At 69.7% G+C, this 14,622-nt stretch carries 13 protein-coding genes and 2 pseudogenes; 4 read left to right on the top strand and 11 right to left on the bottom strand.

Annotated features, from left to right (window positions below; translation table 11 throughout):
* Positions 1–56: 56 nt before the first annotated feature.
* Entirely contained in the window at positions 57–785 is a 729-nt protein-coding gene (locus ABIA33_RS17915; protein ID WP_370082656.1) for a FadR/GntR family transcriptional regulator, read from the top strand.
* Positions 786–833: 48 nt separating this feature from the next.
* Positions 834–2,114, top strand: coding sequence for a CynX/NimT family MFS transporter (locus ABIA33_RS17910; RefSeq protein ID WP_370082654.1), 1,281 nt, complete (start codon positions 834–836; stop codon positions 2,112–2,114).
* A gap of 301 nt (positions 2,115–2,415) precedes the next feature.
* On the opposite strand, the gene ABIA33_RS17905 is transcribed toward ABIA33_RS17910, so the two are convergent.
* From ABIA33_RS17905 to ABIA33_RS17870, 8 genes are all read right to left on the bottom strand, one after another.
* Positions 2,416–3,132: an ABC transporter permease gene (locus ABIA33_RS17905; protein ID WP_370082652.1), complete on the bottom strand. Its 717-nt coding sequence runs from the start codon at positions 3,130–3,132 to the stop codon at positions 2,416–2,418.
* 43 nt (positions 3,133–3,175) lie between these two features.
* On the bottom strand, positions 3,176–4,096 hold the full coding sequence (locus ABIA33_RS17900) for an ABC transporter ATP-binding protein (protein ID WP_370082650.1): 921 nt from the start codon (positions 4,094–4,096) through the stop codon (positions 3,176–3,178).
* Between the two features lie 10 nt (positions 4,097–4,106).
* Entirely contained in the window at positions 4,107–5,033 is a 927-nt protein-coding gene (locus ABIA33_RS17895; RefSeq protein ID WP_370082648.1) for an ABC transporter permease, read from the bottom strand.
* Entirely contained in the window at positions 5,026–5,997 is a 972-nt protein-coding gene (locus ABIA33_RS17890) for an ATP-binding cassette domain-containing protein (protein ID WP_370082646.1), read from the bottom strand. The genes ABIA33_RS17895 and ABIA33_RS17890 overlap by 8 nt, the downstream gene beginning before the upstream one ends.
* A gap of 153 nt (positions 5,998–6,150) precedes the next feature.
* Entirely contained in the window at positions 6,151–7,086 is a 936-nt protein-coding gene (locus ABIA33_RS17885; RefSeq protein ID WP_370082644.1) for a hypothetical protein, read from the bottom strand.
* Positions 7,083–7,898: a hypothetical protein gene (locus tag ABIA33_RS17880; RefSeq protein ID WP_370082642.1), complete on the bottom strand. Its 816-nt coding sequence runs from the start codon at positions 7,896–7,898 to the stop codon at positions 7,083–7,085. The genes ABIA33_RS17885 and ABIA33_RS17880 overlap by 4 nt, the downstream gene beginning before the upstream one ends.
* Positions 7,895–8,722, bottom strand: coding sequence for a hypothetical protein (locus ABIA33_RS17875; protein ID WP_370082640.1), 828 nt, complete (start codon positions 8,720–8,722; stop codon positions 7,895–7,897). Before ABIA33_RS17875 ends, ABIA33_RS17880 begins: the two co-directional genes overlap by 4 nt.
* A gap of 57 nt (positions 8,723–8,779) precedes the next feature.
* Positions 8,780–9,844, bottom strand: coding sequence for a hypothetical protein (locus ABIA33_RS17870; protein ID WP_370082638.1), 1,065 nt, complete (start codon positions 9,842–9,844; stop codon positions 8,780–8,782).
* Positions 9,845–10,313: 469 nt separating this feature from the next.
* Between ABIA33_RS17870 and ABIA33_RS17865 the strand changes: the two are divergent.
* Positions 10,314–10,433, top strand: a pseudogene (locus ABIA33_RS17865) (LLM class flavin-dependent oxidoreductase); the annotation flags it as partial.
* A 48-nt stretch (positions 10,434–10,481) separates the two neighbouring features.
* Here the strand turns inward: ABIA33_RS17865 and ABIA33_RS17860 are convergent.
* On the bottom strand, positions 10,482–11,369 hold the full coding sequence (locus tag ABIA33_RS17860; RefSeq protein WP_370082636.1) for an LLM class flavin-dependent oxidoreductase: 888 nt from the start codon (positions 11,367–11,369) through the stop codon (positions 10,482–10,484).
* A 176-nt stretch (positions 11,370–11,545) separates the two neighbouring features.
* Here ABIA33_RS17860 and ABIA33_RS17855 point away from each other — a divergent pair, with 176 nt between their 5' ends.
* Positions 11,546–12,193: a DUF433 domain-containing protein gene (locus tag ABIA33_RS17855; protein ID WP_370082634.1), complete on the top strand. Its 648-nt coding sequence runs from the start codon at positions 11,546–11,548 to the stop codon at positions 12,191–12,193.
* Positions 12,194–12,220: 27 nt separating this feature from the next.
* Here the strand turns inward: ABIA33_RS17855 and ABIA33_RS17850 are convergent.
* Together ABIA33_RS17850 and ABIA33_RS17845 are read right to left on the bottom strand one after the other, a co-directional pair.
* Positions 12,221–12,484: pseudogene (locus tag ABIA33_RS17850) on the bottom strand (LLM class flavin-dependent oxidoreductase); the annotation flags it as partial.
* An 81-nt stretch (positions 12,485–12,565) separates the two neighbouring features.
* On the bottom strand, positions 12,566–14,599 hold the full coding sequence (locus ABIA33_RS17845) for a TolB family protein (protein ID WP_370082632.1): 2,034 nt from the start codon (positions 14,597–14,599) through the stop codon (positions 12,566–12,568).
* Positions 14,600–14,622 lie beyond the last annotated feature (23 nt).

Here is a 14,622-nt window from a genome sequence, read left to right as displayed (position 1 = left end):
AATCAGTTGTAGGATGACCGGGCAAGAGGATGTAGGACGACCGGAGGACGGATCCCGTGAGCAACAATCTGCAGGCCGCCGGGCGCACCTCCCTGGTCGACTCTGCCATCGAGCAACTCCGTGCGCAGCTCAGCAGCGGCGCCTGGCAGCTCGGCGACCGCATCCCGACCGAGCACGAACTGGCCGAGCAGCTCCAGGTCGGCCGCAACACCGTCCGCGAGGCCGTGCGCGTCCTGGTCCACACCGGGATGCTGCAGTCGCGCCAGGGCGAAGGCACCTTCGTCCGCTCCACCAGCGACCCGGCTGCCGTCCTGCACGGTGTGCAGCGCGCGGGCGTGCGCGACGTGCTGGAGGTCCGAGCCGCGCTCGAGACCGAGGCCGCCAGGCTCGCCGCGCTCCGCCACACCCCCGAGGACCTGGCCCGGATGCGCGCCGCGCTCGACGCCGAGGCGGAGATCCTGCGCAGCCACCCCGAGCGCGCCGGTCGCGAAGCCAGCGTCGAGCACGACCTGGAGTTCCACACGGCGATGGTCGAGTCCGCGCACAATCCCGCACTCACCGAGGTCTACCGCTACTTCAGCGCCTCCGTACGGGAGTCGATGCACTCCGCCTTCGGCGACCACGACATGCCCGAGGTCGACCTCACCTCGCACCGCGCCCTGGTCGACGCCGTCGCCTCCGGCGACCCGGAGAGCGCCGAGGCCGCGTGCCGGCTGCTGCTGGCCGAGCCGATGGCGGCCGTGGGCCGACTGCTCGGCGACCGACTGCTCGGCGACAACGGCTGACCTGCCCGCCCGACGTCTCGCACCGCCCGAAACTCCGGAAAGAACGCCATGTCCCGCACCACACTCGACGCGCCGGTCCGCCAAGCCGCCACTGCCTCCCCCTCCCTCCTCGCCCGCATCGCCGTCCACCCGGCCACGGCGCTGGTCGGCATCCTGCTGGTCTCGCTCAACATGCGGGCCGCGCTCTCCGCCGTGTCCCCGCTGCTCACCGACGTCAGTGGAAGCTACGGCCTGTCCTCGACCGCCGGCGGTCTGCTCACCACCCTCCCGGTGCTGCTGATGGGTGTGACCGCGCCGTTCGTGCCCAAGCTGGTGCGCCGGTTCGGCCCGGAGCGGGTCGTCTTCGGTGCGCTGGGGCTGCTCGCGGCCGGGGTCGGCCTGCGGGTGGTCAGCGGGATGTGGACGCTGTTCGCGGGCAGCATCGTGATCGGAGCGGCCATCGCGCTGCTCAACGTCACCATGCCGGGCCTGGTGAAGCGGGACTTCCCGGAGCGCGCGGCGACGATGACCGGTGTCTACTCCACCGCGATGATCGTCGGCGCGACGATGGCCGCGGCGCTGTCCGTTCCCATGGAGCATGCCCTCCGTGGCTGGCAGGGCTCGCTGGCGTCCTGGTCGGTGCTGGCGCTGGTGGCCGCCGCGGTGTGGCTGCCGCAGGTACGGAAGCCCGCCGCAGCGACCCCGGTGCCGCAGGCGAGCCCGCCCGGCACGCCCGGCACGCCCACCGCCTCCGCGGCCTCCGCCGGACGGATGACCAGACTGTGGCGGCACCCGCTGGCCTGGCAGCTGGCCGTGTTCATGGGCATCCAGTCGCTGCTGTCCTACACCCTGATCGCCTGGCTGCCGACGATCCTCACCGACCAGGGCATGTCCCGCTCCGCCGCCGGAGTGATCTTCGCGTTCAGCAACCTGGTGCAGATCGCGGGCGCGTTCCTGGTGCCGCTGATGGCCGGTCGGATGAGCAGCCAGCGCAAGCTGGTCGCGCTGATGGTGTGCTGCAACGCCGCCGGAGTGCTGGGGCTGGTCCTCGCGCCGGTCGGCGGCGCCTGGGCGTGGGCGGTGCTGCTGGGGATCGCCCAGGGCGGTGGCTTCGGGCTGGCGATGGCGCTGATCGTGCTGCGTTCCGGGTGCGCGGCCGTGGCCTCGCAGCTGTCCGGGATGTCGCAGACGGTGGGCTACTTCATCGCGGCCTGCGGTCCGGTCGGCTTCGGCGCGCTGCACCAGGCAACCGGGGCTTGGACGCTGCCGCTGGTGCTGCTGCTGGTCTGCTGCGCGGTGGGCCTAGTCGCCGGTCTCGGCGCGGGGCGCGCGCACACTCTGCGCGCCTAGGGTCTGTCCGGCCGATCTTCGCGGCTGCGGGCATCAGCGGCTCCGCCGCGGGGCGCACGCCGTCTGGTGCGGTGCCTCGCAAGGCGGCGGAGCGCCCTTCGCAGCGGAGCTACCAGGGCGTTTCGCCAACGCGGCGAGGTGCCGTCACGCGGCGGAGCCGCATGGTGTCACTGCGGCGGTGGGCGCCCGCGAAGATCGGCCGGACAGACCCTAGCGCTGACGGCCTGGGGCGCAGACGTGCCTCGGGGTGGGTTGCCGTCCCCCCGCGACGGCAACTCACCCCGAGGGTGCGGGCGGGTCGTTACTCCTCGCCCGCGAGGGTGAGTCGGCTCAGCCGGACCGCCGCCAGCGTGGCCGTCCCCAGCGTGACCACGATGAGCAGCGGCACGGCGGTGGGCAGGTGCACCGACGAGCTGACCACGCCCGGGTCGGCGATGCGCTTGGCCACCGACAGCGCCCACTGCTGGACGCTGAGGGTTTTGGCGCCGGTGACGAAGTTGCCGACGATGCTCTCCCAGAGCAGCGAGTACATCAGGCCGACGACGACCGCGTGCCTGGTGATCACGCCGAACAGCAGGAAGATCGCGCTGTAGGCGACCCCGGCGATGAGCGCCCCGACCCCGTAGGCCAGCGCGAGGCTCTCGAAGTTGCCGAACAGGATGACCCCGGCCAGGTAGGTCGGGATCGCGGCGAAGACGACGGTGCACCCGATGGCCACCAGCAGCTTGGTGATGATGATCTTCCAGCGCGGCAGCGGCTTCGCCAGCAGGTAGATGATCGAACCGTCGTCGATCTCCGGGCCGATCGCCCCGGTCCCGGCGATCAGGCCGAGCAGCGGAACCAGAGTGCCCAGGGCGAGGGTGCCCAGGACGTTGACGGTGGTGGACTCGTCCTGGCCGACGGCCAGGCGGATGATCACCGACAGGACCAGCAGCAGCGCGGGCACCGCGAGCAGCAGCAGGCCGCGGCGGCGACCGAGCAGGCCGCGTACGGTCAGCCGGGCGACGGTGGTGTTCACTGATTCACCTTCTTGTCAGACGTTGGAGTCCCGTGGGTGCTGGTCATGCGGAGGTCACGAGGTAGGAGAAGACGCTCTCCAGGGACTCGTCGGCGGGCGAAACGGTGAGCAGCCGGATGCCGGCCTCCTTCGCGACCCGGGGCACCAGCTCCGTGAAGCGGTAGAAGTCGATGGCCTGGATGCGCAGCGCCTTCTCGGTCCAGTCGAGCTCGATCCCGGCCGTGGAGGGGTCCGCGATCAGCGCGGCGGCGAGCGCGCGGTCGTCGCTGGAGCGGACCAGGTAGCGGTGCGGACGGTCCGTCATCAGACGGCGGATCTTGCGGAAGTCGCCCGAGGCCGCGTGCCGGCCCGCGACGACCACCTCGATGTGGCGGGCGAGCTGCTCCACCTCCTCCAGGATGTGGGAGGAGAAGAGGACGGTGCGCCCGTCCGCGCCGAAGCGGCGCAGCAGCTCCATGAGGTGCATCCGCTGCCGCGGGTCCATGCCGTTGAAGGGCTCGTCGAGGAGCAGCACGGCGGGGTCGTGGACCAGCGCCGAGGCCATCTTGACGCGCTGCTTCATGCCCTTGGAGTAGGTGGTGACCTTGCGGTCCTGTGCGTACTCCATCTCGACGGTGGCGAGCGCACGTTGGGCCGCCGCGCCGGGGTCGGGCAGGCCGTGCAGCTCGGCGTTGGCGAGGACGAACTCGTGGCCGGTCAGGAAGTCGTACATGGCCTCGCGCTCGGGGACGAGGCCGATCTGGCGGTACGCCTGCTGGTTCTTCCACACCTGGACGCCGTCGATGGTGACGGTTCCCGAGGAGGGCGGCAGAAAGCCGCTCATCATGTGGATGAGGGTGGACTTGCCCGCGCCGTTGGGGCCGAGCAGACCGGTGACGCCCGGCGCGATGGTCATGCTGACGTCGTTGACGGCGACGACGTTGCCGAACCAGCGGGAGACCCGGTCGATGCTGATGGTGGTCACGGGTGGCCTCTCAGATCTTCCGGTAGCGACGGACCAGCAGCCCGTACGTGGCGGCGGCGAGCAGGACGATCTCGGCGATGAAGAGGTAACCGCCGAGAGTGGAGGGGACGCCGGCCAGGCCCTGCCGGCGCAGGTTGAACAGCCAGGTGACCGTGGAGTCCACCAGCGAGCCCGGGTTGATCATGATGGCCCAGTGGGCGGCGTGATCGTGTCCCTTGACCGTGAGGACGCCGTAGATGATGCCGGACACGGCCTCGGAGATCAGGAACAGCGCGATGATCGCCGCGACACCGAAGCCCCGACGGGGCGTCAGGGAGGCGATGACCAGCCCGATCCCGGAGTAGAGCAGGGCGTAGAGGGCGGCGGCGACCAGCCCGTACGCGAAGTGCTCCAGGTTGTAGCCGAAGGACATGGAGGCGAGCAGCGAGCCGACCCACATGATCAGGATCGGCAGCGCGGTGAGGATGAACATCGCGCTGAACATCGCCGCGAACTTGGCCCGCACGTAGTCGCGCGAGGTCAACGGGCGGGAGAAGTAGAGCGGGAGGGTCATGAACCGCAGGTCGCGGGACAGCGCCACCGGCGACTGGGCGGCGACGAAGACCGCGATCACGAACTGCATGATCGAGAGGTAGTGCGGGTACTCGAGCGGGAGCTTGCCCATCTTGGTGTAGACGGCGACCGCGACGATGATCAGCGCGGGCAGGCTGATCACGGCCAGCAGCGCCATCGGCAGGATCTTGGACTTGATGGAGCGACCGAGTCCGAAGCTGCCGCGCAGGCTGAGCAGGAAGAGTGAGCGGGTCGCGTAGGAGCGTCCCAGGCGCGCGCCGTCGTAGTGCCGGTAGCCGATGTCGTGGATGACGTCGGCGCGGGGCTCCAGCGGAGGTTGCGAGGGCTGCGGGACCTGCGGGGACGTCTGCAGGGAGTCAGACATGGGCGGACGCCTCCTTGGTCAGGTCGGCGGGGGTGTCGTCGTCCCGCGTGGAGAAGACCTCGGAGATGTGGTGCCGGCGCTGTTCCATCCGCACCAGGCCCAGCCCGAGGTCGGCGACGGCGTCGCGGACCAGGTCGTAGGTCTCGTCGCCCTTGAGCTCCACCAGCAGGACGCGGGAGCCGTCCGGCACGGTGGTGAGCCCGTCACCGGTGAGGCGGTCCCGCAGCGCGGTGTCGGCGTCGAAGCCGGGGTCGGACTGCTTGTCGGTCACCTCGACCGCGAGGAACTGGGTGACCTGGGTGAAGTCGGCGGTCGACGAGGAGCGCAGCAACTTGCCGCCGTCGATGACGACGACGTGGTCGCAGGTGCGCTCCAGCTCGCCGAGCAGGTGCGAGGTGACCAGGACGGAGATGCCGAAGTCGGTGTGGACCCGGCGGATCAGCCCCAGCATGTCGTCACGGCCGACGGGGTCCAGCCCGTTGGTGGGCTCGTCCAGCAGTACCAGTTGCGGGTCGTGGACCAGCGCCTGGGCGAGCTTCACGCGCTGTTTCATGCCGGTCGAGTAGCCGCCGATGGGACGGTAGCGCTCCTCGTAGAGGCCGACATGGCGCAGCGTGTCTGCCGTTCGTTCACGGGCGGCGGCGGCCGGGAGGCCGGACATCCGCGCCATGTGGACGACGAACTCGGTGGCGGAGACATCGGGGGGCAGGCAGTCGTGCTCCGGCATGTAGCCGACGCGTTCGCGGATGGCGCCGCCCTCGGTGGCCACGTCCAGCCCCAGAACGCGAGCGGTGCCTTCGGTGGCCGGGGCGAGGCCCAGCAGGATCTTGATGAGTGTGGACTTACCAGCGCCGTTCGCTCCGACCAGGCCGACCACTCCGGGCTGCACATCGACGGTCAGTCGATCCAGCGCGGTGACCCGAGGGAACCTCTTGGTGAGGTTGTCCGTAGTGATGACAGACACAGGATGACCGTATAGCTGTGGTGATCCGGCGCGCATCAGGCTTGGGCACCAGGATTCCCCCACTCTTCAGGTGTACGCGCCTGGGGCTGTCCCCTAGGGGACAGCCCCAGGCGCGCTGTTCCGGTGCTGCCGCACTCACCCAGCACTCCTCCGTCAGTCCTGGAGCAGCTCGTGCTGCAGGACGGCGACCTGCTCGTTCGCCACCACCGGAACCGCCTTCGGATTGGTCATCACGATCACCGCCTCGACATCGCCCTCGCTGAGGAAGTCGAAGCGGACGGCCTTGTCCAGTCCGCCTCCGGCCTGTGCCTTCACCGTCAGGTAGGAGCTGTCGACCCCCGAGTACGCCGCTCCGCCCAGGTCCGTGATGGCTCCGGGAGCCGAGCTGGGCAGCGTGCTGACGCTGTCGTAGTTGTAGATGGACGACGCGCTCCGGTCCGACCGGAAGCCGAGAAGGTAGATCTCGGTGCGGGTGCCGTCCGGCATGGTCCAGGCCGTAGCTGCGATGTGCCGGATACCGTTCTCGGTGAGCTTGCCGCTCAGTACCGTGCCGTTTCCGAACTGCGCGGTGTACGCCGCGAGCGGGTACCAGCCATGGAGGCCGGGGAACTTCGGGTCCGGCTGGGCGCCCGCTGGGGCAGGCAGGAGCAGCTGCCGCAGATCCGCCAGATGGACCATCGATCCGGTCGCCGTCTGGTTCGCCGCGTTCGACGGCAGGCGCGGAAGCTTCAACGCCGGGAAGGCGTAGCGGGCGTCGGCCGGGGTCTTGAGGCCGGGCACGTCGGTTCGGCGCGGTGCCATCACGCCGAAGGCGGTGCCGGTGCCGACCGCTGCGCAGACCACAACGGCCGTCGTCCATCGCAGCGTCGTACGCACCCATGGCCGCTTGCGGCGTACCGGGGGCGCGAGGTTCGGAGGCACGGCCCACACTGCGGCGGGGTCGATCGGCACCGCCGTCGCGGGGACGGGTGTGACTGTGGGGACAGGTGCGGCCGACGTCGCAGCCGGCTTCTGCTCGGGCACGATGCTGGGCTCCGGCGCTGCGGGAGTGGCGGAGGACCCGCCCGTGGTCTCGGTCTGCTCACTCATACCTGTGCCGCCGGAATCGCGAGTCGGGTCAGTTGCTGCTGGAACAATCCGGCTGCGCTGTCCCGGTCCAGCGGAGCCACACCGTCCACGTACATGGTGACCAGTAGATCTCCCAGCGCGGCGCGGCACTGCAGATGATCCAGCTTGTCGCCGGTGCGGAGCGGCGGCAGGTAGCAGCGGGCCTTGGGGAAGCCCGAGATGGCGGGGCCGGCTCGGAACAGGTTGGTGTAGTCCGCGAGTTCCTTGTCCGCCTCCGGCTCGACCTTGGCGAAGCCCTGGTTCTCCTGGAGCAGGGTGAGTTCGTAGGTCTGCTGGTCGGTGGAGTGGAAACTGCGCACGGCGTAGCCCAGGACGTGGCTGGCGTCCAACCAGCTCTTGAGTTGCTGCCGTTCGCTGCTGGACACGCCCTTCTGCCCGGACTGTGCGTACTGCAGGAAGGCGGCCGAAGTGAGCACGGCATCGTCGCCGAGCCCGGGGTCGTCCGGGCCCAGGGTGAATCCGGCGGGGAGGGGCAGCAGCAGGTCGCTGAGCGAACCGAAGTGGTTGCCGTCGGAGAGCGCGCCGTACGCCGGTGAAGGGGACGGCTTGGCCACGGCGGCGGCCGGCGGCTTGGGCTGCGCGTGCTGACTCTTGAGCACCGCGTAACCGATGCCGCCTCCCGCGGCGACCGCCACGAGTGCGGCGGCAGCCGCGAGTGCTATCGAGCGGGCCCTACGTCGCCCCGCCGGTGCGGGCGCTGCCGATTCGTCGGCCGGGCCGCCCAGAGGCGGCTCCACAGACTGGGTCTGCGGCTGCGGAAGGTCAGTGGTCACAGTCGCTCCAACTGGCTCTGGGCGAGGGTCATCAGGGACTTGGAGCTGACCTGCGTCGGCGAGTAGACCCAGATGGCCAGAGCGATGTCACCGTGCACCGCCAGCACCGCTGCCCGGTAATACGGCGTTCCGTCCGAGTAGTGGAGTTGGTTCGGTCCCGCGTACACGGCCCCGTTGTCCGTGCCGGGAATGGGCGTCCGATACTGCGAGCCGCCGGCGTCGGCCTTGGCGTAGCTGTCCTGGGTGGTCACGAAGACCTGGTCCGAGTCCTCGTGCGCATGGTCGAACTGAATCAGATCGACCTCGTAGGTCGCGGTTCCCTCCATCCAGGTGTTGACGGCCGCCCGCCGGAAGTTGTGGTCGAGCAGCCAACCGAACTGGACGCCGGGCTTGGTGTAGTTCTCGGACAGATCGGAGAGGGTCAGCCAGCCGCCCTCGCCCAGGGGTTGGTCCCATGCCTTCGAGCCCTTGGGCGCGGGGACGACGAGCTTGGTGAGGTCGCCGTCGGTCCGCACCATGTCGTCGTCGGCGGGGGAGAGCACGGGCGCCGCGGCATGGGTGGTCGGGTACTGGGGCTGAGCGACGGACAGCGGGGGGAGCGGCGTGGGCTGGCGGTGGTACTGGACGGCATAGCCCACACCACCGCCGCCGAGGACGCCGAGGACGACGGCGACCGCCATGATCAGCGCCGTCCTGCCGCGACGGCGGGGCTTGGGCTGCGCCGAGTCAGCCAAGGGAGCCTCGGGTGTCGCTGCGTCAGGTACAGCTTCGGGGGCCGGGTCGGCAGGCTCGGGTGCCTCCGCCTCGGCTGGTTCGGTGGTCAACGTTCCTCCACGGGACGTTCTCGGACGAGTAGTTCTGGGAGACCGGGGCGTTCGCGCTCAGCGGCCGGTGCTGAGGCGCTGCTCCTCGCGCTGCATCAACGGGGTGAGCAGCGAATGGGGCAGCTTGCCCGTCCCGGTGACCTCGATCTCGTACTCGACGTCGCCCACGTGGGAGACGCCGACGAGTGAACCGATGCCGTCGCTGGTGGTCGGGTCGTACGCCTGTCCCTGGGCGTTGGTGATGCCGCTGACGTTGAAGGAGTTGCCCTTGTTGAAGGACAGCCCGCTGACCCAGTCGCCGGCGTGCCCGGGGCCGTCGAAGTGGATCAGTTCGGTCCTGACGGTCAGGGCGCCGTCGTTGGTGCGGTACGTGCGCGTCGCACCGCCCGAGCAGCCGAACTGGTTGAGGATGCCCTTGCTGGTCGACGGGTTGCTCATCATTTTGGAGATGTCGTCGACGCTCAGCTTCTGGCCGTCGGTGTCGCCGTACGCCTCGGCGTCAGCGGGGACGGGGAGAAGGAAGAAGCGCAGGTCACCGCTGTGACTGGAGCCGTTGACCGAGCCCTTGACGGTGGAGCTCGGGCTCGGTGCGACGGTCGGCGTCGGGGTGGGCGCGTCCGTGGTGGGGGCCGCGGTCGGCGTGTCCGACGGCGAGACGGTGCTGGGAGTGACCGCGGGTGTCGCCTGAGAGGCAACGGAGCCACCGAGGGCGATGACCGCCGTCGCCGTGCCCGCGATGACGACCAGCAGGCCGACGACCGCGAGGGACACGTAAAGCGCGGTACGGGAACGGGGCTTCGGGGGTGCGACGGGGTAGCCGGCCGTGGCCGGCCACTGCTGCTGGTACCCCGGCGGGGGCGGTGGGACCGGCGGGTAGTAGCCGCCCTGCGGAGCAGCGGGCACCGGCACGGGCGGCGCGGCGACCGGCATCACCGGCGGACCGAAGCCGGGCGCGGGTGCGGGTACCGACACCGGGGCGGGCACAGGCGCCGGCTCGGGCTCGGCTGCGGCGGCGGCTGCGAGCTCAGCCTCCGCCTTCACCAGGGCCACGGGCTCGGGCGCGGCCACGGGCGCGGGCTCGGGCTCCGCCACGGGCGCGAGCTCCGCCACGGGCGCGGCCACGGGCGCGGGCTCCGCCACCGTCTCTGCTACGGGTTCGGGAGCGGAAGCCTCCGGGCTCGTGTCCTCAGGAGTCTTCCCCTCCGGCGCTGCGTCCTGTGGAGCCTCGTCCTCAGGCACCGCGCCCTCAGGCACCGAGTCTTGCGGAGTCGCGGCCTGCGGAGTCGCGTCACGGGGTGCCTCCACCCCTTCCTCAGGCTTCGCCGATTCCGCGTCCGGATTCTTTGCCGTCTCGCCGTCGCGCATATCGGACACGGCGTCACTACCCCCCACACGTACCCCCAAAGACAGAAAATCGATTCGCCTCACAAGGGGCGCGATCAGCGAGTATGTCCAACCGATCAAGCAACGAACAACTTCTTTATATGATTGGTACCCGAGCTGTCCGCAGGCCCAGAAAATTCCAGGGAAAGGTCCGCTTCAAGCCGTTATGGGAACTCTTGCGCCGGCGCCATCGCTTAGGGTCGGAGCCATGCGTCTGAGCACGGTGATCGTTCCCATCCACCCGTGGGGCGAGGGGCAGAAGATCTGACGGCGAGCCGAGGATGTCGGGTTCCACGCCGCCTACACCTACGACCACCTGAGCTGGCGTCGTTCACCCATCACGGCCTGACCTGCTGAACGTCTCCCGGAGAGGTGGTCAGCCCAGCTGGGCGAGGCCTTCGGTGGCGATCTTCTCGAAGACGGTCAGGTCATTGGCGAAAATGGAGTCGGGGACCGGCCAGTGGATCACGATCTCGTCGATGCCCAGCGCCTGGTAGCTGCCGGCGTAGTCGACGAAGGCGTCGAGGGACTTCAGCGGCTGCTCGGCCGTGGAGCCCTGGAGCAGGACCTTTCGCAGCGACGCGTAGTCCCGGCCCTGGGCCTCGCACGCGGTGCGGAGCTTGCCCAGCTGTGCCTCGATCACGGCCGGCGCCTGCTCGACGGGGACGTCGGCCGGGCCGCGTGGGTCGCCGTAGCTGACCCAGCCATGGCCGTGCTCGGCGGCGAGTTTCAGCCCACGCGGACCGGTAGCCGCCACATAGAACGGCACCCGGGGCTGCTGCACACAGCCGGGGATGTTCCGGGCCTCGACGGCGGAGTAGTAATCGCCCTTCTCGGTGGTCGAGTCCTGCGTCAGCAGCTTGTCCAGCAACGGCAGGAACTCGTCGAACCGGTCGGCCCGCTCCCGCGCGGTCCACTCCTCCTGGCCCATCGCGGTCGCGTCGAAGCCGGTCCCACCCACCCCGATGCCGACGGTCAGCCGGCCGCCCGAGATGTCGTCGACCGTCAGCAGCTCCTTCGCCAGCGTCACCGGATGCCGGAAGTTGGGAGACGTTACGAGGGTGCCGAGCCGTAGCCGCTCGGTGGTGCAGGCGGCGGCCGTGAGGGTAGGTACAGCCCCGAACCACGGCTGGTCCCGGAAGCTTCGCCAGGACAGGTGGTCGTAGGTGTAGGCGGTGTGGAAGCCCAGCTCCTCGGCCCGCCGCCAGACCTTCCGGCCCTCGGTCCAGCGGTGGATCGGCAGGATCACGGTACTCAAACGCATGACTCCGACCTTAAAGGTTCGGAACGATGGAGGCTGAGCATGCTCGCCGCGGTCGTCCGTACGATTCGTCACCGATACGGATCAATCCGAAGCCGATCCGTCCCGGCCGCGAGACGATGAAGTGAATTCAGCCGCGTACAGGCCGTCCCACACGTTTGGAGAGGGGGAGGTGGCAGGTGTCGTACGAGCCCAAACTCGCTGCTGCTCTGTCCGGTGCCACCTTGCGCCAGCTCTCCCAGTGGCGCAGTGCCGCAGGTGCGAGCGGGCCACTGCTCACCCCGGAGCTCTCCGCGGCCAGGCCGATCCTTTACTCCTTCCGCGATGTCGTGGCCCTGCGGGCCTGTGTGCGCCTGCGGGAGGAAGCCTCGCTGCAGATGATTCGCCGGGCCTTGAACACCCTGCGGGACGGCCTTGACGAGCGGAAGCACCTTTCGTCCTACCGGCTTGTCGCCGATCGGGACACGATCTACCTTGCCGCCCCCGACCATGCCGTGGATCTCGTGCGGAGCAAGGGCAACGTGGTGATCCACGACCTGGTGGACGTGCTCGCCCCCTTCTACCGCGACGGGCGCCACATCCCTGCGCTGCTGGCCCCTCGACCGTATGTGTCGATCGACCCTGCGGTGCGGGGCGGCGAGCCCGTCATCGAGGGCACACGGATCCCGGCTGCCGAGGTCGCTGCTCTGGTTCGCGACGGAATCACTCCCGAACAGATCGGCGACTTCTATCCGGGGGTGACAACCGAAGCCGCACGGGATGCCGTTGCTTTCGCCGACTACGTCGACAGCTACCTGGATCCGCAACTGCGCCAGGCTGCGTCTTGAAGCTCCTCCTCGACGAGAACGTCCCCAGGCCACGTAGAAGGGGACACTCGGCTGCTGCACGCAGCCGGGGATGGTGCGGGCCTCGACGGCGGAGTAGTACTCGCCCCGCTCAGTGGTCGCGTCCTGAGTCAGTAGCCTGTCCAGCAGCGGCAGGAACTCGTCGAACCGGTCCGCCCGCTGCCTCGCCGTCCACTCCTCCTGCCCCATCGCCGTCGCGTCGAAGACCGTCCCACCCAGTCCGATTCCTACGGTCAGCCTGCCACCCGAGATGTCGTCGACCGTCAGCAGTTCCTCACTGGTCCGCTGCCCCGGCTCTGGACGGCCGGGACAGCGGGCGCGTCGGCTGTGCGCTGGGCACGAGCCGCCTGAGTGTCAGCCGCCGTAGTAGCCGAATACGTCGGCGATGACGTCGGTGGTGCTGTTGACGTACAGGTCGACCTTGCCGTTGCTGCCGACCGGGACGATCACCTGGTTGGGGAGTGTCTGGCTGCTGCCGGTCCAGTTGAGGTTGGACGAGCTCGGCTGGGCGCTGCCGTCGGCCCAGGCAGTGAGGTGCCCCGAGCCGGTGGTGTCAGTCACGGTGACGTTCAGGATGACGGCCTTGACGCCACTGGGGACGCCGGTGTTGCCGCCGGTGACCTGCAGCGCGATGGTGTGCCCGGCGGCCAGCGGGGTGCTGGTGGACACGCCGACGGCGTGGCGGGTGTCGAGGAGGCGGTTCGGTGCCACACCGACGAAATCCTGCCCGGTGTTGGAGCCGCCGTAGTAGCCGAACACGTCGGCCAGGACGTGGGCTTGGCCGTGGACCTTGATGTCGACGCTGCCGTCCGCGCCGAGCGGCACGATGGCCAGCCCGGCCAGGGTGGCTCCGGAGCCGGTCCAGTTGATGTTGGAGACCGTCGGCACGCTGCTGCCGTCGCTGTAGGCCTCCAGGTAGCCTGCGCCGACGGTACCGACCGCGGTCAGGTTGAGCGCCACGGCGGTGGCACCGACGGCAACGCCGCCCTTGCCGCGCACCGCCAACGTGACAGTGCTGTTGTCGATCGGGGTGGTGGTGGAGATGCCCACGGCGCTGCGGGTGTCCAGGATCCGTGCGGGGCTGACGCCGGTGAAGGTCGACCCGCTGGCGTCGCCGGTGTAGTAGCCCTGCACGTCAGCGATGACCTGGGTGCTGCCGCCGCTCTGGTTGGTCAGGTCGACTTCGCCGTCGGCGCCCACGGGGACGGTGACCAGGTTGGAGATGGTCTGGTTCGCCGTCCAGTTGAGGTTGGACGTGCTCGGCACAGCCGTCCCCTCGGGGTACACCGACAGGTGGCCGCTGGACGCGGGCGAGGTGACGGTGACGTTCAGTACGACGGCGGTGATCCCGCCGGCCGGGAGCGAGTTCGTGCCGTCGACGGCCAGCGCGACCGTGCCGCCCGCCGGGACGGCGCCCTTGGACACCTGGCCCATCCCGTACCTGGTGTCCAGCACCCGTTGGGGACCGGCGCTGTGGAACGTGGAAGCAATGCCGACTGGCGTCTTGCCTGTCGGCTGCTGGGTGACCGAGAACAGGCCGCCCGGGATGACCGTGTCCGTGCTGGACGCCAGCACCAGGTGGTGGCCCACGATGTCCAGGTAGTTGGTACCCGGGTTGGCGTTGTAGTCCAGGCCCAGGCCGTCCGGGGTCCACTTGGGGTGGGTGTGGTTGGTGTTGCCCCTAGTCACCTGGGTGGCGGTGCCGGAACCGTCCGAGGCCTGGACGAAGAGCTGGTCGCAGCCGTTCACGGCCCGGTAGAAGGCGACCTGTGAACCGGCCGGCGAGACGTCCGGCTGGTGGCCGTTGACGATGAGCAGCCCGGCGGTGTGGTTGCCGTGGTCGGTCCAGATGTCCGACGCGCCGTTGGCGTCGTGCTCGAACAGCACCGCGCCGGTCGTCGACGACACGCTGGGGTAGCGGTCGGACCCGCCGGTCGGGGTCGCGAACCAGGGTGCGGGGGGCTGCGGGTTGGGGCCCAGCGGGTGGGCCGTGGCCGTGGTGGACGCCAACTGGTAGGTGGTGTAGTCGCTGCCCACCATGCCTTCGACGATCGTCGAACCGTCCGGGGTGAAGGTCGGGTCCACGCCGCCCTCGGTGATGAACTGCTCACTGGTGCCGTTCGGCAAGTAGGTGTCCACCGCCGGAGCGCCGTTGACATAGGCCACCGACTTGCCGTCAGGGGACCAGGCGGTACCTCCACCCTGGTCCGATCCACCGCCGGAGTTCAGGTGCAGTACCAGGCGGGAGCCGTCCGGGTTCTCCGTGGCCGTGGTGACCTCGCCACCGTTGATGATCTTGGAGCCCGCCAGTAGGCCCGGGCTCCCGGGCAGCGCCGCCTGGGCAACGGGGGCGGAGAGGGCGGAAAGGCCCACGGCGGTGATTGCCACCGCCACAATCGGAACAAATCGTC

It is taken from the genome of Streptacidiphilus sp. MAP12-16 (assembly GCF_041262165.1).
Taxonomy (GTDB): Bacteria; Actinomycetota; Actinomycetes; order Streptomycetales; family Streptomycetaceae; genus Streptacidiphilus.
This window is presented reverse-complemented; position numbering and strand designations above follow the sequence as displayed.

Coding starts and splice junctions, on each gene's coding strand:
- ABIA33_RS17860 (WP_370082636.1), bottom strand. CDS start 11,369: ATGCGTTTGAGTACCGTGATCCTGCCGATCCACCGCTGGACCGAGGGC.
- ABIA33_RS17885 (WP_370082644.1), bottom strand. CDS start 7,086: ATGAGTGAGCAGACCGAGACCACGGGCGGGTCCTCCGCCACTCCCGCA.
- ABIA33_RS17895 (WP_370082648.1), bottom strand. CDS start 5,033: ATGTCTGACTCCCTGCAGACGTCCCCGCAGGTCCCGCAGCCCTCGCAA.
- ABIA33_RS17910 (WP_370082654.1), top strand. CDS start 834: ATGTCCCGCACCACACTCGACGCGCCGGTCCGCCAAGCCGCCACTGCC.